The sequence below is a fragment of the Streptomyces gilvosporeus genome (assembly GCF_002082195.1).
Taxonomy (GTDB): domain Bacteria; phylum Actinomycetota; class Actinomycetes; order Streptomycetales; family Streptomycetaceae; genus Streptomyces; species Streptomyces gilvosporeus.
In genome coordinates this window covers 281,178-304,799 of sequence record NZ_CP020569.1, presented here as the reverse complement: position 1 = coordinate 304,799, position 23,622 = coordinate 281,178, and the positions used below count along the sequence as shown (strand labels likewise).

At 70.0% G+C, this 23,622-nt stretch carries 20 protein-coding genes and 1 pseudogene; 16 read left to right on the top strand and 5 right to left on the bottom strand.

Features of this window, described 5'->3' with window-relative positions; genetic code table 11:
• Positions 1-136 precede the first annotated feature (136 nt).
• Positions 137-895, bottom strand: a complete 759-nt coding sequence (locus B1H19_RS01555; protein ID WP_159027926.1) for a hypothetical protein — start codon at positions 893-895, stop codon at positions 137-139.
• A gap of 282 nt (positions 896-1,177) precedes the next feature.
• Between B1H19_RS01555 and B1H19_RS01550 the strand changes: the two genes are divergently transcribed.
• Positions 1,178-2,437: a serine hydrolase domain-containing protein gene (locus B1H19_RS01550; protein WP_159027925.1), complete on the top strand. Its 1,260-nt coding sequence runs from the start codon at positions 1,178-1,180 to the stop codon at positions 2,435-2,437.
• A gap of 193 nt (positions 2,438-2,630) precedes the next feature.
• On the opposite strand, the gene B1H19_RS01545 is transcribed toward B1H19_RS01550, so the two are convergent.
• Entirely contained in the window at positions 2,631-2,936 is a 306-nt protein-coding gene (locus B1H19_RS01545) for a DUF1330 domain-containing protein (RefSeq protein ID WP_083109364.1), read from the bottom strand.
• On the opposite strand from B1H19_RS01545, the pseudogene B1H19_RS01540 reads away from it, so the two are divergent.
• Together B1H19_RS01540 and B1H19_RS01535 are read left to right on the top strand one after the other, a co-directional pair.
• A pseudogene (locus tag B1H19_RS01540) lies at positions 2,883-3,224 on the top strand (glycosyltransferase); the annotation flags it as partial. The gene B1H19_RS01545 and the pseudogene B1H19_RS01540 sit on opposite strands and share 54 nt — an antisense overlap.
• A gap of 168 nt (positions 3,225-3,392) precedes the next feature.
• Positions 3,393-3,608, top strand: coding sequence for a DUF4177 domain-containing protein (locus B1H19_RS01535; RefSeq protein WP_083102469.1), 216 nt, complete (start codon positions 3,393-3,395; stop codon positions 3,606-3,608).
• Between the two features lie 130 nt (positions 3,609-3,738).
• Here B1H19_RS01535 and B1H19_RS38460 read toward each other — a convergent pair whose 3' ends face one another.
• Together B1H19_RS38460 and B1H19_RS01525 are read right to left on the bottom strand one after the other, a co-directional pair.
• On the bottom strand, positions 3,739-4,944 hold the full coding sequence (locus B1H19_RS38460; RefSeq protein WP_083102468.1) for a GH25 family lysozyme: 1,206 nt from the start codon (positions 4,942-4,944) through the stop codon (positions 3,739-3,741).
• Between the two features lie 136 nt (positions 4,945-5,080).
• The gene (locus B1H19_RS01525) at positions 5,081-6,040 is read right to left on the bottom strand and encodes a peptidoglycan-binding protein (RefSeq protein WP_203237066.1); all 960 of its coding nucleotides are present in this window, start codon (positions 6,038-6,040) and stop codon (positions 5,081-5,083) included.
• A 283-nt stretch (positions 6,041-6,323) separates the two neighbouring features.
• Here B1H19_RS01525 and B1H19_RS01520 point away from each other — a divergent pair, with 283 nt between their 5' ends.
• The 4 genes from B1H19_RS01520 to B1H19_RS01505 all read left to right on the top strand — a co-directional run bounded on the left by B1H19_RS01520 (position 6,324) and on the right by B1H19_RS01505 (position 13,939).
• A complete protein-coding gene (locus B1H19_RS01520; protein ID WP_203237065.1) occupies positions 6,324-10,175 on the top strand; it encodes an nSTAND1 domain-containing NTPase in 3,852 nt (1,283 codons plus the stop codon).
• Between the two features lie 217 nt (positions 10,176-10,392).
• Entirely contained in the window at positions 10,393-10,773 is a 381-nt protein-coding gene (locus B1H19_RS01515) for a peptidoglycan-binding domain-containing protein (protein WP_083102466.1), read from the top strand.
• Between the two features lie 232 nt (positions 10,774-11,005).
• The gene (locus B1H19_RS01510) at positions 11,006-12,280 is read left to right on the top strand and encodes an NAD(P)/FAD-dependent oxidoreductase (protein ID WP_083102465.1); all 1,275 of its coding nucleotides are present in this window, start codon (positions 11,006-11,008) and stop codon (positions 12,278-12,280) included.
• Positions 12,281-12,892: 612 nt separating this feature from the next.
• Positions 12,893-13,939, top strand: coding sequence for a sugar ABC transporter substrate-binding protein (locus B1H19_RS01505; RefSeq protein ID WP_083102464.1), 1,047 nt, complete (start codon positions 12,893-12,895; stop codon positions 13,937-13,939).
• Positions 13,940-14,000: 61 nt separating this feature from the next.
• Here B1H19_RS01505 and B1H19_RS01500 read toward each other — a convergent pair whose 3' ends face one another.
• On the bottom strand, positions 14,001-14,717 hold the full coding sequence (locus B1H19_RS01500; protein WP_237289022.1) for a FadR/GntR family transcriptional regulator: 717 nt from the start codon (positions 14,715-14,717) through the stop codon (positions 14,001-14,003).
• Between the two features lie 220 nt (positions 14,718-14,937).
• On the opposite strand from B1H19_RS01500, the gene B1H19_RS01495 reads away from it, so the two are divergent.
• The 9 genes from B1H19_RS01495 to B1H19_RS01455 all read left to right on the top strand — a co-directional run bounded on the left by B1H19_RS01495 (position 14,938) and on the right by B1H19_RS01455 (position 23,620).
• A complete protein-coding gene (locus B1H19_RS01495; RefSeq protein WP_083102463.1) occupies positions 14,938-16,002 on the top strand; it encodes a sugar ABC transporter substrate-binding protein in 1,065 nt (354 codons plus the stop codon).
• A gap of 14 nt (positions 16,003-16,016) precedes the next feature.
• The gene (locus tag B1H19_RS01490) at positions 16,017-17,519 is read left to right on the top strand and encodes a sugar ABC transporter ATP-binding protein (protein ID WP_083109361.1); all 1,503 of its coding nucleotides are present in this window, start codon (positions 16,017-16,019) and stop codon (positions 17,517-17,519) included.
• Positions 17,512-18,552: an ABC transporter permease gene (locus B1H19_RS01485; protein WP_083102462.1), complete on the top strand. Its 1,041-nt coding sequence runs from the start codon at positions 17,512-17,514 to the stop codon at positions 18,550-18,552. The genes B1H19_RS01490 and B1H19_RS01485 overlap by 8 nt, the downstream gene beginning before the upstream one ends.
• 86 nt (positions 18,553-18,638) lie before the next feature.
• Positions 18,639-19,490 carry a fumarylacetoacetate hydrolase family protein gene (locus tag B1H19_RS01480; RefSeq protein WP_083102461.1) on the top strand — a complete coding sequence of 284 codons (852 nt, stop codon included), beginning with the start codon at positions 18,639-18,641 and terminating at the stop codon, positions 19,488-19,490.
• A gap of 95 nt (positions 19,491-19,585) precedes the next feature.
• Positions 19,586-20,923 carry an enolase C-terminal domain-like protein gene (locus tag B1H19_RS01475; protein ID WP_237289744.1) on the top strand — a complete coding sequence of 446 codons (1,338 nt, stop codon included), beginning with the start codon at positions 19,586-19,588 and terminating at the stop codon, positions 20,921-20,923.
• Positions 20,920-21,702 (top strand): SDR family NAD(P)-dependent oxidoreductase, encoded by a 783-nt coding sequence (locus B1H19_RS01470; protein ID WP_083102459.1) that lies wholly within the window; start codon positions 20,920-20,922, stop codon positions 21,700-21,702. Before B1H19_RS01475 ends, B1H19_RS01470 begins: the two co-directional genes overlap by 4 nt.
• A gap of 56 nt (positions 21,703-21,758) precedes the next feature.
• On the top strand, positions 21,759-22,769 hold the full coding sequence (locus B1H19_RS01465; protein ID WP_083109360.1) for an aldo/keto reductase: 1,011 nt from the start codon (positions 21,759-21,761) through the stop codon (positions 22,767-22,769).
• A 123-nt stretch (positions 22,770-22,892) separates the two neighbouring features.
• On the top strand, positions 22,893-23,294 hold the full coding sequence (locus B1H19_RS01460; protein WP_335755921.1) for a LutC/YkgG family protein: 402 nt from the start codon (positions 22,893-22,895) through the stop codon (positions 23,292-23,294).
• Positions 23,295-23,308: 14 nt separating this feature from the next.
• Positions 23,309-23,620, top strand: a complete 312-nt coding sequence (locus B1H19_RS01455; RefSeq protein WP_083102457.1) for an L-rhamnose mutarotase — start codon at positions 23,309-23,311, stop codon at positions 23,618-23,620.
• Positions 23,621-23,622: the final 2 nt, after the last annotated feature.

The following is a 23,622-nucleotide window of genomic DNA, read 5'->3' as shown; positions in this document are numbered from 1 at the left end:
CTGGTGGATTGGGCGACGGCAGCCGATGACGAGATCGCTGCGGGAATGCGGGGCAAACTCTTGGGGCAGGTTGTCCTGGCCCGGCGAGCCGTGCGTCATGTCCGGGACGGCGGCTCTGTCACGCTGCCCGGAGGACCTACACGTGACCGGTGTGGGCCGTTGACCAGCGCATCCCATCCGTCAGGTGCTCAAGATAGGCAGGGTGACTGACCGTCACCGTGATGTCGACGTACGGACGTTTTTCGAACGGGCGGTTTTCCAGCAGTCGCCACACCCGCCAGTATTCCAGATCGGCGGGGTCCTCCCACGTGGCCATTTCCTCGCGCGATTCGCCGGGCTCCCAGGGGTGATCCTCGTCCTCCAGTGTCGCAACCTCACTCCACAGCGGTACGTTGCGGACCGGGCTGGAATGGTAGGTGGTCACAACGTCAGCGGCTCGCCGAGAGAACGCTTCGGCATTTCTCACCGTGAAGACGTAGTGGGATATTTCGTCGTGTCCCGAACCTCCGCCCAGCTCGTACACATCCTTCGCCTGGCGCCGGGGTTCGAGCACAGTCCTGCCGTCGTCCGCCACCAGATATCCAGCCGCGTTGACCCGCAGCTTCTTACCGAAGATGAAGCCATACAGCTCCGGGAACTCGTCCTTCAGCCGCATGCCTGCGACGATCTCCTTGCCCCGCTCCTCGGAAAAGGGGTACCGGTCTCCACGGGGCACTCGATCGTCGTCGTTGTGCAGGTATCCGTTCGCCAGCAGGAACCACGCGTCCACCAGCAGAGCCAAGGGAAACGTGGTCCTTTTTGGGACCTGCCAAGCGTCGGGATTGATGAGATGCACCCTCCCGCGGAAGGTCGGGCCTTCGACAGTGTCGATGGACACGGTGAAAAGATCAGTCATGGCGAGATACTCATTCAGTCGGGAAGTGGTGGCCGCCGATGACCACCACAGATCTCAGACAGTAACCGCCCCCACTGACAACAATCCCCGCCGTCCCCGTACGACAGCTCCAGGGACTGACCTCAGTTCACAGAGGCGTCCGTCCATTTGAAGACGGACCCCAGTACTCCTGCCGGTCCCGGAAGCTGAGACGGCATCAGGGATCCATCAGGGATCCATCAGGGTGCTATCGGGGGCGATCCCTGATGCGTCGCACCGCGGCTGTGCGGCACGGTCGTGAGCATGACTTTCAAGCCTCCTTCCTCCAACGCCGGGACCGCGACGACAGCGGGCCGACGCAGGCGGGTGCCGATGGCGGCGCTCGCCTGCGCGGTGCTCGGCGCGGTGACGCTGGGCACGGCCGTCCCGGCGGTCGCGGCGCCCGCGGCGCCCGCCGCGCGGCCTGCCACCACCGGCGACACCACCGGCGACCGGTTGCCGGAGCTGGATCCGCAGGCGTTGCAGCATGCCCTGTCGAGCGCACCCGACCGCGTCACGGGCGTGCTGGCACGCGTGAGCGGGCCGGACGGCCACTGGACCGGGACGTACGGCACCGCCGACATCATGACCGGCGCGCCGGTGCCGGTGGACGGCCGGTTCCGTCTCGGCAGCGTGACCAAGACCTTTATCGCCACCGTGATGCTGCAACTGGCCGCCGAGGGCCGCGTCGACCTCGACCAGCCCGTCCAGCGGTACCTGCCGGACGTCCTGCCCGACAGCTACCCGCCGATACCCGTCCGCACCCTGCTCAACTTCACCAGCAGCCTCCCCGAACTGACCGCGGACGACCTGCCCACCACCCCGGACGGCATCGTCGAGCACCGCTTCGACGACCACCCGCTCTCCGAACTCGTCGCCAAGGCCGTCCGGCACAAACGCCCCTTCACCCACCCCGGTTGCATGCAGGTCTACGGAGCCACCGGCTACTACGTCGCCGCCATGCTCGTCGAGGAGCTCACCGGACACACCTACCAGCAGGAGATCACCACCCGAATCCTGCAACCGTTGCACCTGCGCGACACCACTGCCCCGCAGACCGACACCACGATCCCCGGCCCCCACTCCGACGGCTACATCGCGGTACCTCGGCCGGACGGCGGATCGCAGCTGGTCGACATCACCGAACAGAATCCCGGCGCCGGCGGCATGATCTCCACCACCGCCGACCTCGACCGCTTCCTGACCGCACTCTTCCGGGGACGACTGCTGTCCTCGACCGAGCAGGCGGAACTGTTCGACGTCCCCGACGTCCCCTACCTCGGCGGCACCGCCCACGACCCGGGACAGGGCCGCGCCTACTACGCCGCCGGCCTGATGCGCGTGACCCTGCCCAATGGCGTGACGGTGTGGGGCAAGACCGGCACCACCTTCGGCTACACGAACGGCATGTTCACCACCCGCGACCTGCGCCGCCGCCTGGTGTACTCCTTCAACCCCACCACAGGCGGCGGCAACGACCTCGCCCTGGTCAACCGGATCCTGTCCGCGACCTTCGCCCCGTGAGCGTCAGACCTCATGGCTGACGATCACCTTGCCGAACGCGGCTCCTGACGCGTAGGCCCGGTCCGGCCGATCTTGCCGCGCGCCCGACGCCGCGCGCTGATTCGACAAGATCGACCGGACGGGGCTCTAGTCGGCAGACGGGACAGGCACAGGTCCGGTGATCATGGAGTTGCGCAATTGGGTGGAGCAGTGCCTACAACAGCTCCTCGGGAAGGCCATCGACGAACAGTAGCCGTCGTTCCAGTGCTGTCTCCCGTAGCTGGAGGGCTTCCTCGTATTCGGGGGACGTGTACCACTGCCTGGCCCGCTCCCTGTCGGGGAACTCGACGACGACCAGTCGGCGGGAGGAAGTCCAGGTCCCTTCCGCGGCCTCGGGCATAGCGCCGCGGATGATATAGCGGCCGCCGTAGAGACGGATGGAAGCCTCCGCCAACGTGCGGTATCTGTCGGCCAGTTGCTCGTCCAGCACCTCAACTTCGGAGATCACGTAAGCAGGCATGCGAGCCATGGTGCCAGGCTCACCGCCCTTGGCAAGCCTGCCGTGTTCGTGCCGCTCGCTTCCTCGGCGGGGAACGAGCAGGCGCACAATGCTCAGCACCTTGAGGACGCAGGCGCCGCCGTGGCGCTGGTCGGCGAGGTCACCGCCGACCGGCTGCAGAACGCCCTGGGGCCGCTCCTCGCGGACCCGGCGCGGCGTGCGCGGATGGCGGCGGCGGCCCGGTCGCACGGACGGCCGGATGCGGCGGACAGGCTCGTGGACGTGCTCCTGTCCGCCGCGTCCGGTTGACCCTCCGGGCCTGGTATGGCGGGAGGTTTCGCGGGGGAGGGGCGCAGCGACGTCGATCACCCCGGCAGACGGGGGCGTGTGTGTGCGGCAGCACCGGGGATGATTGGCTGGCCCCGGCAATCTCGCCCCGACCCGAACCGGCCCGGCCGGCAGGAGGACTCCGCAGTCATGAGCAGCCCCTTTGCGTACGAATACAAGGTCGTCACCTTCCGGGAGTCGTTGATCGGCGACGCGCTGGACAGCGACAAACTGGAGAAGGTTCTGAACAAGCATGCCGAGGACGGCTGGGGCCTGAAGGCCATCACCTCCGCCGACGTGAAGGGTCGTATAGGTCCCGGGGCCGTGGAGGGGCTGCTGCTGACCTTCGAGCGTCCGCGCGGGTAACCGGACCCATAGCCGTGTCGTGCAAGAAGGCCCGGGTCGGAGGTCCGGGCCTTCTTGCACGACGCCAACGGCCGGCCGGGCGTCCAACGGGCCGTGGGTTTCGGACGGGCCGGGCGACTCGGCCGTCGTCTCAACTCACCAGGTTCATCCAGGTGTTCGGGCCGACGACGCCGTCCGGGGTGAGCCCCCTGGACCTCTGGAAGGTGATCACGGCGTCCCGGGTTCCGGCCCCGAACCGGCCGTCCACCGTGACGGCGGCGCCGTGGGCCTTCAGCTCGTCCTGGACTGCCCGCACGGCCGCGCCGGTGTCGCCGTTCCGCACGGTGGCGATCAGGTGTTGCCAGGTGGCCGGCCCCACGAGGCCGTCGGGGGTCAGCCCCTGGGCCCGCTGGAACGAGATCACGGCGTCCCGGGTTCCCGTCCCGAACCGGCCGTCCACCGTGAGGGACGCCCCGTGGGCGCCGAGCAGATACTGCACGGTGGTCACCTGTCGGCCTGTCTGTCCCTGTTGCACCAGAGGCCAGTTGGGAGCCGGCAGAGGGGGCGTGTAGTCACCCAGGGCGAACGTCTTCAGGTCCTTTTGGCTGCCGTTGAAGACGTCCTGGTCCCCCGGGAAGGTGCCCTTGGCGGCGGTCTGCCAGACGGTGTAGGTGTTCCAGCCGGCGGGGAGCGGGGTGGGTGTGCCGGACTGGTTGACGATCCACAGGGGGGCGGTTTTGCCGAAGCCTCGGTAGTTCCCGGTGCAGGTCGCCCACCAGCCGGCGGCGGTGTAGATCGCCGGGTGGCGACCTGTGCGGGCGTGGTACTCGTTCACGAATGCCGTGATCCAGCTGGTCATTGCGCTGCGGCTGAGTCCCCAGCAGGTGTCACTGGGCGATTTGGCCTCGATGTCCAGGGCTCCGGGGAGGGTTGTGCCGTCGCGCCTCCACTTGCCGCCGTGGGCCAGGAAGTAGTCGGCCTGGGCGCGTCCGCCGGAGGCGTCCGGGCGGGCGAAGTGGTAGGCGCCGCGGATCAGGCCGGCGCCGGCCGCCCCGTTGTACTGCTGGGAGAAGTAGCTGTTGGTGTAGCTGACGCCTTCGGTCGCCTTCACGTAGGCGAAGGCGGCGCCCTTGGCGGCCGTCGCTTTCCAGTCGATATGGGGGTTGTGGCCGCTCACGTCGAGCCCGCGCACCTGGCCCGTGGACGGGGCCGCCCCGGTGGCCGCGGTGGTGTCCGCGTGGGCCACGCCGTGGACGTCGATGCACAGGGCCGCGAGCCCGGCGGCGAGCACCGCCGCACCGCGGACCCGCCACCCGGATCTGCCCACCGCGCCCCTGCGGGCATGGGGATACCTCATCGCTGTCTCTCCGTTCTGGTTCCGTGGTCGGTCATGGCCGGCGTCGTCGGCCCTGCCGGGCGTGCGACGCCGTGCACCGGCCCCTGCGGCGCCCGAGGCACCGGCAGGGACCGACGGGACGGCTGGGCGTGGCCCGTTACGGGCGCACCAGGCCGTAGAAGACGGATCCGGACAGCGGGTAGCTCTTGTCGAAGACGCCGTACTGGCCGGGACGGGCGGGGTTGGACGTGTTGCCCGAGATGACGCGCACGGTCGCACCGCTGACCTGGTCGACGACGCCGATGTGGTACCGGTTGTGCGCGCTGCCGAAGATGATCAGGTCTCCGGGCTTGGCGGTACCGAGGCCGCTGGTGCCGACCCACTTGTGGTGTGCGACGGCCCAGTCGTAGACGCGGGGCACGTAAGTCATGAAGGGGATGTCGGCACCGGCTTGGCGCCAGGCCCAGGTGGCGAAGGCGGCGCACCATTCGTTGCACACGCTGTACGGCTTGCCGGGAACGCACTTGTGGGAGTCGGCCGTGACGCCGATCTGGCTCTTGGCTGTCTTGACGATCCTGGCCCGGAGTCCGGTCGTGGCGTGGCAGCTCTTGACGAGCCGCTCGATGCCCATGGTCTTCATCGTCTGCTCTCCGGCGATGCCGTCCGCCGAGAGGTGGTGGGCGGCCTGGTAGCTCTTCACCGCGCTGGTCGTGGGCGTTCCGTAGTCGCCGTTGGCCGGGGCTCCGGCCTTGGCCTGGACCTGCTTGACCACGGACGTGAGTCCGGCGAGCGTCTGCGGGCCGATGACGCCGTCGACGCCGAGGCACCGGTCGCTCTGGAAGGACAGCGTCGCCGCCTTGGTCTTGGGGCCGCCGACGCCGTCCACGTCACCGGCGTTGTAGGCCAGGCCGTTGAGGTCGCGTTGGGCCAGCTTGATCTGGGACGAGGCGGCGGCCGGCCTGACCGTTGACGCGGGGGCCGCCGAAGCCTGGCCCGGCACGGCCGCCAGGGCACCGGCCGCGAGCGCGGCGGTCAGCAGACCGACAGCGGTCCGCCGGGAGCGCCGTTTCGGATGCCGGGTTGCAGGAGCGTTGGTGGCAGGGACGCTGGTGAGCATTTTCGGAACTCCTCGTGTCCAGGGAGAAGAGGAAGCGAAGATGACCGGGAGGAGCGTTCACGCGGCGTGTGGTGCGGCCGTAGGCCCGCTGATGCGTCCCCGTGATCCGTCCCCGGTTGGCGACGGCGGCTCCCCCGCGTCCGCCGTCGCCAACTCGGTTCTACGGCAGGCCGCGTTGTCCGGTGTCGGCGAAGCAGCTCCGGACAACCGGCTCCGGACAATAAGCTCGCCGCGACACTTCACGGACCGGGGGGCGGTACAAGTGCCAAGGAAAGAAACGCCGTTGGAGGACGACGGCAGCGCATTGACCGACTTTGCCGCGGGGTTGCGCCTGTTGCGGGACAAGGCGGGCAAGCCCACGTACCGCCAACTGGCGGCGAAGGCGCATTACTCGTCGACGACACTCGCCGATGCGGCCGGGGGCCGAAAGCTGCCCAGTCTGGAGGTCACGCTCGCCTTCGTCCGGGCCTGCGGGGGCGACGAGGAGGAATGGAGGGCGCGCTGGCACGAGGTCGCTGCGGGCCTCGCCCCCGCGTCGCCGAGCGGGCGGGACCGCGCGGGCACGGAAGAGGACCGGCCATGCCCCTATGTGGGCCTTGCCGCATTCCAGCAGGAGGACGCCTCCTGGTTCTTCGGGCGCGAAAGACTCACGGACGACCTGGTCACCCGGGTCCGCGCCGATCGGTTCGTCGCGGTGTTCGGGGCGTCGGGATCGGGCAAGTCCTCGCTGCTGCGGGCCGGTCTGATCCCGAGCGTGAGCGGGGGCGATGCGGACGGCGGCCCCGAGTGGCCGGCCCTGCTGTTCACCCCGGGCGCGCATCCGCTGGAGGAGTGCGCGGCCCGTCTCGCGGCCTTCGCCGGGGGCACGGCCCCGGCACTGCACAGGGAGCTGAGCGGCGACCCCCGGGCCCTGCACCAGGCGGTGCTGCAGGCGCTGGCCACAAGGGATTGCCCCGACGGCACGGATCTGCTGCTGGTCGTCGACCAGTTCGAAGAGGTCTTCACCCTGTGCCGGAGCAAGGACGAACGCGACGGCTTCGTCACCGCGTTACTCACCGCGGCCCAGGCCGCCAACAGCCGTACCCGCGTGGTCATCGGTGTCCGGGCCGACTTCTACGCGAGTTGCTCGGAGCACCCCGAACTCGTCGCGGCCCTCCAGGACGCCCAGTTGCTCGTCGGCCCCATGTCGACGGAGGACCTGCGCCGTGCCGTCAGCCGGCCGGCCGTCCGCTCCGAATGCGCCGTGGAGACAGCGCTGCTGGCCCGTGTCGTGGCGGAGGCCACCGGACAGACCAACGTCCTGCCGCTGGTCTCCCACGCCATGCGGGAAACCTGGCTCCGCCGCCGCGGCAACACGCTGACCCTGAGCGGCTACGAGGCCGCGGGTGGCATCCCGCACGCCCTGGCCAACACCGCCGAGGCCCTCTACCAGCAGTTGAGCGCCGAGCAGCAGCGGCTCACCCGCTCCGTCCTGCTGCGGATGGTGGCCCTCGGCGAGGGCACCGACGACACCAAACGCCCCGTACCGCGGGCGGACCTCGGCCCGGACACCGGCGCCGTGCTCGACCTGCTCGCCCGGGCGCGGCTGGTCACTCTGGACAGGGACGGAGCCGAGCTCACCCACGAGGCGCTGCTGCACGCCTGGCCCCGGCTGCGCCGCTGGATCGACGAGGACCGGGCCGGTCTGGTCATGCACCAGCAGATCACCGAGGCGGCCGCCGTCTGGCAGCGGCAGGGGCGCGACCCGGGCGCCCTGTACCGGGGCGGCGTCCTGGCCGCGGCGCGTCAGTGGGCCGCCACCCGCGGCGACGCGCTGGTTCCCGGTCCCCGCGTCGAGGAGTTCCTCGCCGCGTCCGTCCGGCACGCGGGCCGCGCGACCCGGTTGCTTCGCGCCGGAATCGCCGTCGTGTGCGTCCTCGTGCTCGTCGCGTCCGTGGCCGCCGTCGTGGCGTTCAACAAGAGCGCGACCGCCCAGGCCGAGCGCAACAACGCCATCGCGGGGCAGGTGGCGGAGGTCCAGGCCCAGGCCGACCAGCTGCGGGAGACCGATCCTTCGCTCGCCGCCCAACTCGACATCGCCGCCTACCGCATCCGTCCGCAGCCGCTGCTGCGCACCGACCTGATCAGCGCCGCCGGCGCCCCGGTGTCCCGGCCCCTGGCCGCCGGGAGCGGCACCGTGTACGCCGTGGCCTACAGCCCCGACCGCCGTACCCTGGCCGCGGCGGGAGCGGACGGCCTGATCCGGCTGTGGAACGTCGCGGACCCGGCCGACCCGGTGCCACTCGGCCGCCCCGTGGCCAGCCACAGCCAGTGGGTCTACTGGCTCGCCTTCAGCCCCGACGGCCGCACCCTGGCCTCCGCCGGACGCGACCGCACCGTCCGGCTGTGGAACGTCACCCGCCCGGCACACCCCGCCCCCTGGGGGCCGCCGCTGACCGGCCACAAGAGTTACGTCTTCTCCGTCTCCTTCAGCCGGGACGGACACACGCTCGCCAGCGCGAGCGACGACGGTACGGTCCGGCTGTGGAACGTCGCCGATCCGGTCCACCCGCAGCGGCTCGGACAACCGCTGAAGGGCCACGACCACGGTGCCGTGGCCTCGGCCGCGTTCAGCCCCGACGGCCGCACCCTCGCCAGTGCGGGGCACGATCACACCATTCGGCTGTGGGACGTCGCCGACCCCGCCCGCCCGCGGCGTCTGGGACAGCTCACGGGCTTCAAGGACACCGCCTACGCCGTCGCCTTCAGCCCCGACGGCCGCCTCCTGGCGGGCGTGGGCAACGACCGCACCGTCCGGCTGTGGAACGTCGCGGACCCGGCCGATCCGGTGCCGCTCGGTGCGCCCCTGACCGCTCACCACGACTCTGTGTACGCGGTCGCCTTCAGCCCGGACGGACGCGTGATGGCCACCGCCGGAGCGGACCACACCGTCCGGCTGTGGAACGTCATGGACCCTTCCGCACCCGTCCCGATCGGGCAGCCCCTCACCGGTCACACCGAATACGTCTACTGGCTGGCGTTCAGCCCCGACGGGCACAGCCTGGCCTCGGCCGGGGCCGACCACACCGTCAGACTCTGGCACCTCCCGAGCACCCTTCTGCCGGACCCGAGCTACGTCAACACCGTGGCCTTCAGCCCCGTACGGCACATCCTGGCCAGCGGCAGCACCGACAGCACCGTCCGCCTGTGGAACGACGCCGACCCCGCACGGCCCACACTCCTCGGCCGTCCTCTGACGGGGCATCACAACGCCGTGCGGAAGGTGGCGTTCCGCCCCGACGGCAGGTTCCTGGCCAGCGCCAGCCGGGACGGCACCATCCGGCTGTGGGACGTCCGGAACCCCGCGCGGGCCGCGCTGGTGGGACAGCCGCTCACCGGCCACCGGGGTGAGGTCAACTCGGTCGCCTTCAGCCCGGACGGCCGGACGCTGGCGAGCGCGGGCCTGCACGACAAGCAGGTCCGCCTGTGGGACGTCTCGCGGCCGGCGCACGCCACCGGCCTGGGGGAGCCGCTCACCGCCCACAGCGGACCGGTCACCGCCGTGGCCTTCAGCCCACGAGGGCATGTGCTGGCCACGGCCTCCTCGGACGACACCACCCGGCTGTGGGACGTGACCCGTCCGGCGAGGCCCGTCCCGCTGGGCCACCCCCTCGCCGTCCGGAGCGGCGGTGTGTACGGGGTGGCGTTCAGCCCCGACGGCCGGACCCTGGCCACGGCCAACGTCGACCACACGGTACGGCTGTGGAACGTCACCGACCCCGCACGGCCGCGGACCCTGGCCGAGCCCCTGACCGGCCACACCAGCTTCGTGTACGCGATCGCCTTCAGCCCGGACGGGCACACCCTGGCCAGCAGCAGCGACGACCACACCGTGGACCTGTGGAACGTCACCGACCCGGACCATCCGTCCCAGCTGGGTACCGCTCTCGTCGGCCACACCGGGCCGATTGACGACGTGGCCTTCGGCCCCGACGGCCACACCCTCGCCAGCGCGAGCGACGATCGCACCCTACGACTGTGGACCCTCGAGCCCGACCGGGCGATCCGGCGGCTGTGCGCCGCGACCGGCGGTGTCACCGCGCGGCAGTGGCATCAGTACGTGCCCGAACTGGCCCTGAACCAGCCCTGCTCCTGACGCGGCCGGCAGCGCCGAGCGCACCTACCCCACCCGTCTGACCTGCGTGTCTCCGTCGTCATTGGCCGACCGTTGCTGTCCGGTGCCGGCTCGCCGACACCGGACAACCACATCGGCCTAGACAAGTGTCGGTGGCACGAGCGGGACCGGCCGGCGCAGCCGCGGGCCCCGCTGTCACGGGCCACTGCTTCCATCCCGACGAACGAACGGAAAGCAGATGTCCACTCGGAAGATGACGGCGCGGCTCGGTGTGCTGGCCGCTGCCGTAACGGTGATCATCGGCGGTCTGTCCGCGACGGCGGACGCCTCGCCCAACGCGGCCACACTCCAGTACGGGAGCCAGGGCTGGGGAGTGAAGTGTGTGCAGCAGGCCGTCAACGACTGGGTGTGGCGGACCCGCGGTGACTGGCCGCTGAAGGTGGACGGCAGTTTCGGGTCCGGGACCCGGACCTGGGTCAAGAAGTTCCAGTCCGCCTCCGGTGTCTCCGCCGACGGCGTCGTGGGCAAGCAGACCGGCAACAGCGTGCTGGACAACCTTCAGGGCGACAGCACATGGCGACACGACTGCTACGACTACGTCCCCAGCACCCACGGCTGACGGGCTCCGTCCTCCGCTCGGGGCGGGGGGCGACCTGCCGTCCGGTCCCTGGCAATGACCGCGCCGCGACCGCCGCTTCACGCGAGGCGGCGGTCGCACGGCGCCGGCCGCTCACGGCCTGATCACTCGTCACCCACCCAACCTCCTTTAACACTTGAGTAATGTTGCTGACGGCTAGGGTGCCGCACCACTCCCAGGATCGGCACCACACCTCGAAGGGGGCGATCAGCGCATGACCAAGCCTGAGAGCGCGGGATACGACGATGACTACCGCTACGACGTCGTCATCAGCGGAGCCAGCCTCGCCGGCAGCGCGGCGGCGATTCTGCTCGCTCGACGCGGTGTCCGCGTCGCGCTGCTGGAACGCCGCTCGGACCCCGAAGCGTACAAGGCGCTGTGCACCCACTCCCTCACGGCCAACGCCTACCCGGTGCTGGACGAACTCGGCCTGATACCCGCAATCGAGAAGGCGGGCGCCGTCCGCAACGACGCCCGCTGGTATACCCGTTGGGGATGGATCGAGCCGAGGGCCGCGCCGGCGGGCCCCGAGCTGCCGTACGCGTACAACATCCGGCGCAGCACCCTCGATCCGTTGATCAGGTCCCATGCGGCAAAGACCGCCGGCGTCGATCTGCTCCTCGGCCATCAGGTGACCGGACTGGTCCGGGAAGCCGGGCGCACTGTGGGGGTGCGCTCGTCGACACCACAGGGTGAGCGGGAGATCCGGGCCCGTCTGGTGGTCGGTGCCGATGGCAAGGACTCGGCCGTAGCGAAGTTCGCCGAGGTGCCCGCCCGGCGGTACGAGAACGCGCGGTTCGGCTATCTCGCGCACTTCCGCAACCTTCCGCTGCGCGACGGGATCGGTCACGTCTGGTTCCTCGAGCCCGACATGGCCTACGCGTTTCCGAACGAGGACGGGGTGACGGTCCTCGCGGTGCTCCCGGACAAGAAACGGCTGCCGGCCTTCCGGGAAGACCTGGAGGGCAGCTTCCTCGCCTTCGTCCGCGACCTGCCCGAGGCGCCGTCCATCGACTCCGCCGAGCGCATAACGAAGATCACCGGCACGGTCAACTATCCACTTCACAGCCGCAAGCCGACCGCACCGGGCGTCGCCCTCATCGGCGACGCCGCCCTGACCAGCGACCCCCTGTGGGGAGTGGGATGCGGGTGGGCCCTTGAGTCCGCGCAATGGTTGGCACAGGCGGTCGCCTCCGCCGCATCCGGTCAGGGCGACCTCGACAGGTCGCTCGCGATGTACGCACGCAGACACCGGCGCCGGCTGCGCGGTCACCAGTTCCTGGCCGCCGACTTCGCCACGGCCCGTCCGTTCAACCCCTTGGAGCGGCTGATGTATGCGGCGGCGGCCCGCGACGAGTCGGTGGCGCGGCATATGCACCGGTTCGCATCCCGTCTGATCGGACCGCTGCGCTTCTTGAACCCCGTGGCGGTGGCCAAGGCTTCGGCCGTCAACATCAAGCATCGCGGGGCGACTGCGCGGTCACTGTGAAACTGGGGGTCGGCTCCACCGAGACCCCGCGTATCCGGTTCATGACGGACCTGGTTGTCCTGCCCCTGCCCCTGCCCCTGCCCCTGCCCCTGCCCCTGCCCTGGCCTCCGACGGAGCGGTGGCCGCGCGCCTTTATGCCTGCCGCCGAGGAGGATGCCCCCAGCTGACGGCGCAGGGGACTGTGCGTTGGCTCGGGCGCGTCGTCGTAGGCGAGGAGCCATCGGTAGCAGACAATACATCGGAGTTCTCCGCCCCGGAGACCACCCTGGGGTGCGAGGGCGCGCGTGGCGCTGCAAGGGCTGTGCCGAAGCCTTCAGTCAAGCGAAACGACTCAATCAGCCACTTACAGCGGTCCGTTCGGACACACCTGCGGTGGGGTCTTGCCAGTCGTGGCGGCACAGCCGTACATTCCTCGACCCGAAAGACATCGGATGAATCACCGATGCACTCTGAGTGGCCCCGCTGGTTGTCTCCTCTCGGCACATGCGACGTGAGACCTGCAACCCACAACAGAGACGTTCAGGGTGGCCCTGCCGCGGACTGTGATGCGGGCGTCGCGCTGGGCGTGCGTCAAGCCTCCGCCGCAGTTGCCTCCCGACCAGGAAGAACACCATGCAGATGCCCCGCCACCGCTCCGCCTACGCCGTCGCCGCCGTGCTCGTTCTGGCCGCGTTCGCCACCGCCTGTGGCGACGGAAGCGATACCGCAACGGGTTCGGGCGCCGGCAGGAAGCCGGCCATCGGCATCGACCTGCCGCGTTCCGATTCCGACTTCTGGGATTCCTACGGGAAGTACCTCAGAAATCACATCAGCTCCGATGGCGTCAACGCCCTGCCGCTGAGCAGCTATCAGTACGACGCGGCCAACCTGGACGCGGACGTCCAGGTGTTCGAGAACCTTGGAGCGAAGGCCATCGTGATGGCCCCGCAGAACACCGCCATCTCCTCGACGCTCAAAAGGCTGGAGGCCAAAAAGATCCCGGTGATCAGCGTCGACACCCGGCCGGACAAGGGCGACGTCTACATGGTGGTCCGTGCCGACAACCGGGCCTACGGCATCAAAGCCTGTGAGTTCTTGGGCAAGCACCTGGGAGGAACGGGGAAGGTCGCCGAGCTCCAGGGCGCGCTGGATTCGGTCAACGGCCGTGATCGCTCCGAAGCGTTCGCGGCGTGCATGAAGACGAAGTTTCCGAAGATTCAGATCTTCGAGCTCGCCACCGAGTGGAAGGGTGACGTCGCCTCCGCCAAGCTGAAGAAGCTGCTCGCCCGCAACCCCGACCTGAACGGCATCTACATGCAGGCCGGCGGCGTCTTCCTGGAGCCGACGCTGACGCTGCTCAAGCAGAAGGGACTCCTCCAGCCGGCCGGCAAGGCCGGGCATATCACCATCGTCTCCAACGACGGAGACCCGCAGGAGTTCACCGCGATCCGCAAGGGGGACATCGACGCGACCGTCTCCCAGCCCGCCGACCTCTACGCCAAGTACGCGCTGTATTACGCCGAGGCGGCAACTGCGGGCAAGACGTTCACACCGGGAGCGACCGACCATGGCTCCACCATCATCAAGCTCGCCAACGGGCTGGAGGACCAGCTTCCCGCCCCGCTGGTGACCAAGGCGAATGTGGACGACAAGTCACTGTGGGGCAACGACGTCGGCTAGGACCGCGGCCGGGGGAGGTTGCGCCGGCCCGTGGCCCGTTGCCGGTCGGTGTCGTGTGCGGCTACTCGCCGTCCAGTTGTCTTCTCAGCCACCGTTCGACCCCCACCACGTGGACGGACGCCGCGGCGCCTGCCGATTCGGGATCGCGGTCGACCAGGGCTTCGTAGATCCGCGTGTGCTCTCTGTGGGTCCGCTCGAAGGCGCCCTCCTCCTCGTATCCGCGCCACACCCGGGCGCGGAGCGTCTGGGACGAGAGCCCTTCGAGGATCGCCGCCATGGACTCGTTGCCCGAGGCCCTCGCGATCACCCGGTGGAAGGCGACGTCGTGCGCGAGGATCTCCTCCGGGTCGGCGCTCGCCCGCATCGCCTCAAGGTGCTGCGCCACCTCGGCAAGCTGCTCCGCATCGATGCGCGCGGCGGCGAGGGCCGTCGCGGTGGACTCCAACACCCGGCGCACTTCGAGGAGTTCGAGCAGTCGCGGGCCTGGCGAGAGGTCCGCGACGGCACCGAAGGTCTCCAGGAGGTTGCCCGCCTCAAGCTGGGTCACGTAGATCCCCGAGCCGTGTCGGGCCTCCAGTACGCCCATGGCGGTCAGGGCGCGGACCGCCTCACGCATCGAGTTCCGGGAGATCCCGAGCCGGGCCGCGAACTCGCGTTCCGTGGGCAGGCGCTGCCCCGGCTCCAGAAGTCCCTCCCCGATCATTGACTTGATCTGGTCGATGGCGCGCTGCGTCACCGTTGCCTTCGGCGCATCTACCCGCTCCGCACGCGTCTCCACTTATACGCCTCCCTGGTTCGCTGCGCGGAGTCTAGCTCCGCAAGTGGTCGGACCACTATGGCTTGTTCTGGCGCAAAACCCGGAGAGAACCCCTTGACGCCGCTGAATGGTCCGATGAATAGTCGTGCCCTGCCGGTGAAGCGACCCGGCTGTTGATCTCCTGTGCATCACGAAAATCCCCATGACCTCAGTGCAGTGCCATCGGTGAGGAGCCGCAGCAATGGCCGGAAAGACTCTGAGAATCCCCTCGCGGGCAGTCCGTGCGGCGGCTGCGGCCGCCTGTGCCGCTCTCGTTCTCGCTGCGTGCGGAAGCACCAAAGACGCCGCCTCGTCCGGCGGCGCAGGAGGCGGGGAGGACAAGGTCGGCGTCGTGCTGCCCCTGCTCACGTCGCCGTTCTGGCAGTCGTACAACGACTATGTGCCGAAGATGGCGACGTCGCAGGGTGTGGACGCCCTGAAGACGGTGAACTCCAACAGCGACCCGTCGCAGCAGATCACCGACATCAACAACCAGCTCAACCAGGGTGTCAAGGGTCTTGTGGTGGCCCCGTTGGACAGTGCCGCGATCGCCGCGGGCCTGGACCAGGCCGAGCGCAAGGGTGTCCCGGTGGTCGCCGTGGACGTCGCCCCGGAAAAGGGCAAGGTCGCCATGGTCGTACGGGCCGACAACAAGGCGTACGGCGAGAAGACCTGCGAATACCTGGGGAAGACGGTGAAATCGGGCAAGGTGGTGCAGGTCATGGGTGACCTCGCCTCGGTCAACGGGCGTGAGCGCTCCGAGGCCTTCCGGACCTGCGTCCGGAAGAACTACCCCGATCTGAAGGTCCTGGAGATTCCCGCGAAATGGGAGTCCGACACGGCCGCCGCCAAGCTGGACACGCTCCTGAACGCCAACCCCGACATCAAGGGCATCTACCTCCAGGCCGGCGGCGTCTACCTGGCACCCACCCTGCAGACCCTCAAGTCCAAGGGGATGCTGAAGAAGACGGGCGAGAAGGGGCACATCGCGATCGTCTCGAACGACGGCATCCCGCAGGAGTTCGACGCCATCCGCAAGGGCCAGATCGACGCCACCGTCTCCCAGCCGGCGGACTCGTACGCCAAGTACGCCATGTACTACATCAAGGCGGCTATGAAGGGGAAAACGTTCAAGCCCGGCCCGACGGACCACGGCTCGACCATCGTCAAGCTGCCCAACGGCCTGCTCGAAGACCAACTGCCGGCACCCCTGGTCACCAAGGCGAACGTCGACGACCCCAAGCTGTGGGGAAACACGGTCAAGTGAGCTCCCTCGACACCATGACCCGCCCACTGGTCGCCGCCGAGGGCATCGTCAAGCGCTACGGCCCCACCGTGGCGCTGCGCGACGGCCGGCTGACCGTCGAAACCGGAGAGTCCCACGCCCTGGTCGGCCGCAACGGCGCCGGTAAATCCACTCTGGTCTCGATCCTCACCGGGCTGCACACCCCCGACGCGGGAACGGTCAGCTTCGACGGGGAAGCGGCGCCGCCGCTCTCCGACCGCGATGCCTGGCGCCGCAAGGTCGCCTGTGTCTACCAGAAGCCCACCGTCGTCCCCGGTCTCACGGTCGCCGAGAACCTCTTCATCAACCGGCAGCCCACCGGCAGGGGAGGCCTCATCAGCTGGCGCCGCATGCAGGCGCAGGCCGCCGAACTCCTCGACACCTGGGACGTACGCGTCGCACCCGACGCCATCACCGCGGAGCTGAAGGTCGAGGACCGCCAACTCGTGGAGATCGCACGGGCGTTGAGCTTCGGCGCCCGCTTCATCGTCCTCGACGAACCCACCGCGCAACTCGACAACAGAGAGATCGAGCGGCTCTTCGACCGGATGCGCGGCCTGCAGGAGTCCGGGGTGACCTTCCTGTTCATCTCGCACCATCTCCAGGAGGTGTACGAGGTCTGCCAGACGGTGACCGTGCTGCGCGACGCCCGGTGGATCACCACCGCGCCGGTGGCGGACCTGCCGCGCGGCGCCCTCGTCGAGGCCATGGCGGGCGAGGAGGTTGCGGAGCGTGAGGCCGTCGCCCGCCCGGCCCCGCCCGCCGACGCGCCCCTGCGTCTCGATGTACGCGGACTCACCGGCGTCGGCGACGTGTTCGAGGACGTGGACCTGACCATCCGCCGCGGCGAGGTGGTCGGCCTTGCGGGATCCAGCGGCAGCGGCAAGATCGAGCTTGCGGAGAGCCTCGCCGGGCTGCACACCCCGACCGGGGGGCAGGCGGAACTGGACGGCGCGCGGCTGCCGTTCGGCGACGTCTCCGCCGCCTTGCGAGCCGGCGTGGGCTGCGTACCCCGGGACCGGCATGAACAAGGTCTGGTGTCCGGGATGACCATCGGTGACAACGCCACCATGAGCGTCCCCGATCGACTCGGCCGATACGGTCTGGTGGGCACCACCGCCAAGCGCTCTTTCGCCAGGGACCTCATCCAGCGCCTCGACATCCACGCCGAAGGTCCCGAGCAGCCGGTGTCCGACCTGTCGGGCGGCAACGCGCAGAAGGTCGTCATGGCCCGCGCCCTGGCCAGTGACCCCCGCCTGCTCGTCCTGATCAATCCGACCGCCGGTGTGGACGTGAAGTCCAAGGAGTCGCTGCTCGCCCGGGTGGACAGCGCCCGCGACGACGGCACCGCGGTGCTGGTCGTCTCGGACGAGCTCGACGACCTGCGGCGCTGCGACCGCGTCCTGGTGCTCTTCCACGGCCGCGTCGTCGCCGAGCACCCGGCCGGCTGGCACGACCACCAGCTGATCGCCTCGATCGAAGGAGTTGACCGTGGCTGAGACCAAGGCCCCGAACCTGCGGGCCGCCACGACCACCCCGCCCACGGCCACCCCGTCGAAAGCGTCCAAGAGCGTACTGTGGCGCAGGGCACGTGAGTTGGCGCTCGTCCCCGCACTCCTCGCCCTGCTGGTCCTCGGCGCGGTGGTCAACGACTCCTTCCTCACCGAACGCAACCTCATCTCCATCCTCGGCGCCTCGGCCGCGCTCGCCATGGTCGTGCTCGCCGAGTCCCTCGTGCTGATCACCGGGAAGTTCGACCTCTCCCTCGAATCGGTCGTCGGCATCGCGCCCGCGCTCGGCGCGCTGCTCGTACTGCCCGCCGCCAGTGCCGGTTTCGGCACCCAATGGCCCGTCGCCATGGGGCTGTTGGCGATCGTCGTCGCCGGTGCGCTGGTCGGCGCCTTCAACGGGATCCTGGTGGTGAAGTTCAAGCTCAACGCGTTCATCGTCACGCTCGCCATGCTGATCATCCTGCGCGGCCTGCTGGTCGGCGCGACCGAGGGCAAGACCCTCTTCGGCATGCCGGACGCCTTCTTCGCCCTCGCGACCACCACCTTCCTCTCCCTTCCGATGTCGGTATGGGTGGCGGTGGCCGCCTTCGGGCTCGCCGGTCTTGTGCTCAGGTACCACCGCTGGGGACGGGCGCTGTACGCGATCGGCGGCAACCCGGACGCGGCCCGCGCCGCCGGCATCCGCGTCGAGCGCGTGATGCTGGGAGTCTTCGTCGTCGCCGGTGTTCTCGCGGCGGTCGGCGGTCTGATGCAGACCGGCTACGTCGGCGCCATCAACGCCAACCAGGGCCAGAACATGATCTTCACGGTGTTCGCGGCCGCGGTCATCGGCGGCATCAGCCTCGACGGCGGCAAAGGCACCATGTTCGGTGCCCTCACCGGCGTCCTGCTGCTCGGTGTCGTACAGAACCTGCTGACCCTCGCGCAGGTGCCGTCCTTCTGGATCCAGGCGATCTACGGCGGCATCATCCTCGTCGCCCTCATGATCGCCCGGGTCACCACCGGCCGCGCACAGGACTGAACCCGACCGCACGCGCGGCTCCGAAGGATCCGCGTCGGCCGCCCCCCTGCCCGCGCCTCACCCGCGCACCCAGCAAGGAGAACCCCGTGAAACTGCTGCGCCTCGGCGACCCCGGGCGGGAGCGCCCCGCCCTCCTCGCCGATGACGGCCGGTTCCTGGATCTGTCCGGTCTCACCGCCGACATCGACGGTGCCTTCTTCGCCTCCGGCGGCCTGGAACGGGTCCGGGCCGCCGCCGCAGCCGGCGAACTGCCGGAGCTGGACGCGGCCGGACTGCGCACCGGCGCCCCCGTCGCCCGTCCCGGCAAGGTCGTCTGCATCGGCCTCAACTACCGCGACCACGCGGCGGAGACGGGCGCCGCCGTCCCCGAGCGGCCCGTGGTCTTCATGAAGGATCCGGGCACGGTCGTCGGCCCGTACGACGAGGTGCTCATCCCGCGCGGCTCCACCCGGACCGACTGGGAGGTCGAGCTGGCCGTCGTCATCGGCGCCCGCGCCCGCTACCTGGACAACGTGGAGCAGGCACGGGACTGCGTGGCCGGGTACGCGGTCAGCCACGACGTATCCGAGCGGGAGTTCCAGCTCGACTTCTCCCCGCAGTGGGATCTGGGCAAGTCCTGCGAGACCTTCAACCCGCTCGGGCCCTGGCTCGTCACCCCCGACGAGGTGGGCCGGCCGCAGTCGCTCGGCCTGCGGCTCGCGGTGAACGGCGAGGTCCGGCAGGACGGCCACACCACGGACATGATCTTCCCGGTCGGGTATCTCCTCCACTACCTGAGCCAGTACATGGTCCTCGAACCCGGCGACGTGATCAACACCGGCACCCCGGCGGGCGTCGCCCTCGGCCTGCCCGGACAGCCCTATCTGCGTCCCGGCGACATCGTGGACCTGTCCATCGACGGCCTCGGCAGCCAGCGCCAGACCTTCGCCGCAGCGTGACGCCCGTGACACCCATGACGTCCGTGACGCCCGTGAAAGAGGCCCTATCAGTGAACCAGGCCCCCGTACCCGAGACCGCCGGCTCTCCCACAGCGGTGCCCACCGGCTCTTGGCGGATCACCGCCGTCGACACCTACGACATCCGCTTTCCCACCTCACGCGAGCTCGACGGCTCCGACGCGATGAACCCCGACCCCGACTACTCCGCCGCCTATGTGGTGCTGCGCACCGACGCCGAAGACGGCGCCGAAGGGCATGGCTTCACCTTCACCATCGGGCGCGGCAACGACGTCCAGGTCGCCGCCATCGAGGCGCTGCGACCGCACCTGGTCGGCCGGCCGGTCGACACTCTGTGCGCGGACCCCGGCTCCGTGAGCCGTGATCTGACCGGTGACAGCCAGCTGCGCTGGCTGGGACCGGAAAAGGGCGTCATGCATATGGCGATCGGCGCCGTGGTCAACGCCGTATGGGACCTCGCCGCCAAGCGAGCCCGCAAGCCGCTGTGGCAGCTGCTCGCCGACGCCGAGCCCGCGTGGCTGGCCGGCCAGGTCGACTACCGCTACATCGCCGACGCGCTGAGCCCCGCCGAAGCCCTCGCACTCCTCGAACGCGGCCGCGAGGGCGCCCCGCAGCGCGCGGAGCTCCTGCGCGCGACCGGCTACCCCGGCTACACCACATCCCCCGGCTGGCTCGGCTACTCGGACGAGAAGCTCACCCGCCTCGCCCGCCAGGCGGTCGCGGACGGCTTCCGGCAGATCAAGCTGAAGGTCGGCGCCGATCTGAACGACGACATACGCCGCTGCCGCGCCGCCCGCGCCGCCGTCGGCCCCGACGTCCGCATCGCGATCGACGCCAATCAACGCTGGAACGTCGACGAGGCCATCGAATGGACCCGAGCCCTGGCCGAGTTCGACCCCTACTGGATCGAGGAACCCACCAGCCCGGACGATGTCCTCGGCCACGCGGCGATCCGGAAGGCCGTGACCCCGGTGAAGGTTGCCACCGGCGAACATGTGCAGAACCGCATCATCTTCAAACAGCTCCTGCAGGCCGGCGCGATCGATGTGCTCCAGCTCGACGCCGCCCGCGTCGGCGGAGTGAACGAGAACCTCGCCATCCTGCTGCTCGCCGCCAAGTACGGGGTGCCGGTCTGCCCGCACGCCGGGGGAGTCGGACTGTGCGAACTCGTCCAGCACCTCTCGATGTTCGACTACGTCGCGCTGTCGGGGACGACCGAGGACCGCGTCATCGAGTACGTCGACCATCTGCACCAGCACTTCATCGACCCGGTCCGTATCGAGCAGGGGCGCTACGCCGTCCCGACCGCGCCCGGATTCTCGGCACAGATGCGGCGGGAGTCCATCGACGCCTACCGCTACCCCGACGGCACGTTCTGGGCGGCCGACGCCGCCGGCAAGGAGGCCAAGGCATGAGTGCGCGTACCGTGACCAGCCATGACGCAGAACTGCACGGCCTGAAGGCCCTCGTCACCGGCGGCGGCTCCGGGATCGGACTGACCACGGCCCGGCTCCTGGCCGCACGCGGCGCCGCCGTGGCGGTCCTCGACCTCGCACCCGACGCCGCGACGGCGCCACTGCGCGGCTACACCGCGGATGTGGCGGACGACGCCTCCGTCGTCACGGCGGTGGCGGAGGCTGCCGCCGGTCTGGGGGGCATCGACATCCTGGTGAACAACGCCGGGATCGGCGCCATCGGCACGGTCGAGGACAACGACGACGCGGAGTGGGAGCGGGTGCTGGGCATCAACGTCCTCGGCGTGGTGCGCACCACCCGCGCCGCTCTGCCCCACCTTCGGGAATCGGCGCACGCCTCGATCGTCAACACCTGTTCCATCGCCGCCACGGCCGGGCTGCCGCAGCGGGCGCTCTACAGCGCCAGCAAGGGCGCGGTCCTGTCACTGACGCTGGCGATGGCAGCCGACCATGTCCGCGAAGGGATCCGCGTCAACTGCGTCAGCCCCGGCACCGTGGACACCCCTTGGGTGGGCCGGCTGCTGGCGCAGGCCGCCGACCCCGCCGCCGAGCGCGCCGCGCTCGCCGCACGCCAGCCGATGGGCCGTCTGGTCACCGCCGACGAGGTGGCGGCGGCGATCGCCTATCTGGCCGGCCCCGGCGCGGCCTCGGTCACCGGCACCGCCCTGGCCGTGGACGGCGGCATGCAGGGCCTGCGACTGCGCCCGGTGGGGCAGTGATGGCAGCCGCGGCGAGCGACAACACCGAACACGCGGCCCACCCGCCCGCACACGCCATGCCGCGACGCGCCCTCGGCCGCAGCGGCATCGAGGTCACCGCGCTCGGCCTCGGCGGCGCCGCGATCGCCGGTCTCTACCGCCCGGTCGACGAGGACAGCGCCGCCGCCACCGTCGAGGCGGCCTGGGACGTGGGCATCCGCTACTTCGACACCGCCCCGCACTACGGCCTGGGTGTCTCCGAGCGACGCCTGGGCGCCGTGCTGCGCACCAAGTCCCGTTCGCAGTACGTCATCTCCACCAAGGTGGGCCGCCTCCTTGAGCCGTACGACGCGGAAGGCTCCGACACGGGCTCCGCCACGGGCTCCGACCTGGCGAACGGCTTCGCCGTCCCCGCCACCCACCGCCGTGTCTGGGACTTCAGCGCCGACGGGGTGCGACGCTCCCTGGAGGAGAGCCTGACCCGCCTCGGCCTCGACCGCATCGACCTGGCCCTCATCCACGACCCCGACGACCACGGCGAGCAGGCGTTCCACGAGGCATATCCGGCGCTGGAACGGCTCCGCTCCGAAGGCATGGTGGGAGCCATCGGCGCGGGCATGAACCAGACCGCGATGCTCACCCGGTTCCTCATCGACACGGACGTGGACGCGGTCCTGTGCGCGGGCCGCTACACCCTTCTCGAACAGCCCGCACTCGCCGAACTGCTGCCCGCCGCCGCGAACCGCGGCAAGAGCGTCATCATCGGCGGTGTCCTCAACTCCGGGATCCTCGCACACCCCGTTCCAGGAGCCACCTACAACTACAGTGCAGCCCCCGGCGAGTTGCTGGAGCGGGCGCTGCGGATGCGGGAGGTCACCGAGGCGTACGGTGTACCGCTGCGCGCCGCCGCTCTCCACTTCCCCTTCGGCCACCCGGCCGTGGCGAGTGTGCTGACCGGAGCGCGTTCGGCGGCGGAGGTTCGGGACGCGGCGACACTCCTGAACGCACCGGTCCCGGCCGACGCATGGGACCGGTTGCGCAAAGAGGCCCTGCTGCCGCGCCACGTCCCCGTGCCGGAGGCCCGATAGCCATGCGCGTCCGGACACGACGTCCCGGGCCTCTTCGCCGAGCGCGCCGCCGACTACCGGGCCACCGTCACCCGCACCGCCGACCCGCGCACGGCCATCGCCGCCGCGCTGGCCCACCGGCAGGTGCCCGGAACCCTCATCGTCCCCCAGGGGTTCCCGGCCGCATGGCTGCCGGACGGCGACGGGACCCGCACCGACATCCCACCACTCGACGTGCGCGCACTCGACACGGCGGGCGGCGTGCTCACCACCTGCGCCCTGGCCATCGCCGTCACCGGCACGATCGTCCTCGACGCCGGCCCCGGCCAGGGCCGTCGGGCACTCACCCTGCTGCCCGACTACCACCTGTGCGTCGTACGCGCCGACCAGATCGCCGCGGACGTGCCCGAAGCACTGCGCCGACTCGACCCCCGCCGCCCCCTCACCTTCATCTCCGGCCCTTCCGCCACCAGTGACATCGAGTTGGAACGAGTCGAGGGCGTGCACGGACCGCGCACCCTGGACGTCATCATCGTCGACAGCTGAGGAGCCCCCCGCCCATGCGCATCGCCCTGCACACCAAGGTCCGCGCGGACCGCATCGCGGAGTACGAAGCGGCTCATCGCGAAGTGCCGCAGGAACTGACGGCCGCCATCCGCGCCGCCGGGACCACCTCGTGGACCATCTGGCGCAGCGGCACCGACCTCTTCCACGTCCTGGAATGCGAGGACTACGCCGCCCTCCTCGCCGAACTGGAGCAGCTGCCGGTGAACATCGCCTGGCAGGCACGCATGGCCGAACTCCTCGACGTCATCCACGACTACTCGGCGGACGGAGCCACCGCCGGCCTCCCCGTCGTGTGGGAGCTGTGAGC

Bases quoted from the DNA above. Each gene is read 5' to 3' on its own strand.
- B1H19_RS01555 (WP_159027926.1), bottom strand. From the start codon at position 895: ATGACTGATCTTTTCACCGTGTCCATCGACACTGTCGAAGGCCCGACC.
- B1H19_RS01550 (WP_159027925.1), top strand. From the start codon at position 1,178: ATGACTTTCAAGCCTCCTTCCTCCAACGCCGGGACCGCGACGACAGCG.
- B1H19_RS01545 (WP_083109364.1), bottom strand. From the start codon at position 2,936: ATGCCTGCTTACGTGATCTCCGAAGTTGAGGTGCTGGACGAGCAACTG.
- B1H19_RS01535 (WP_083102469.1), top strand. From the start codon at position 3,393: ATGAGCAGCCCCTTTGCGTACGAATACAAGGTCGTCACCTTCCGGGAG.
- B1H19_RS38460 (WP_083102468.1), bottom strand. From the start codon at position 4,944: ATGAGGTATCCCCATGCCCGCAGGGGCGCGGTGGGCAGATCCGGGTGG.
- B1H19_RS01525 (WP_203237066.1), bottom strand. From the start codon at position 6,040: ATGCTCACCAGCGTCCCTGCCACCAACGCTCCTGCAACCCGGCATCCG.
- B1H19_RS01515 (WP_083102466.1), top strand. From the start codon at position 10,393: ATGTCCACTCGGAAGATGACGGCGCGGCTCGGTGTGCTGGCCGCTGCC.
- B1H19_RS01510 (WP_083102465.1), top strand. From the start codon at position 11,006: ATGACCAAGCCTGAGAGCGCGGGATACGACGATGACTACCGCTACGAC.
- B1H19_RS01505 (WP_083102464.1), top strand. From the start codon at position 12,893: ATGCAGATGCCCCGCCACCGCTCCGCCTACGCCGTCGCCGCCGTGCTC.
- B1H19_RS01495 (WP_083102463.1), top strand. From the start codon at position 14,938: ATGGCCGGAAAGACTCTGAGAATCCCCTCGCGGGCAGTCCGTGCGGCG.
- B1H19_RS01490 (WP_083109361.1), top strand. From the start codon at position 16,017: ATGACCCGCCCACTGGTCGCCGCCGAGGGCATCGTCAAGCGCTACGGC.
- B1H19_RS01470 (WP_083102459.1), top strand. From the start codon at position 20,920: ATGAGTGCGCGTACCGTGACCAGCCATGACGCAGAACTGCACGGCCTG.
- B1H19_RS01465 (WP_083109360.1), top strand. From the start codon at position 21,759: ATGCCGCGACGCGCCCTCGGCCGCAGCGGCATCGAGGTCACCGCGCTC.
- B1H19_RS01455 (WP_083102457.1), top strand. From the start codon at position 23,309: ATGCGCATCGCCCTGCACACCAAGGTCCGCGCGGACCGCATCGCGGAG.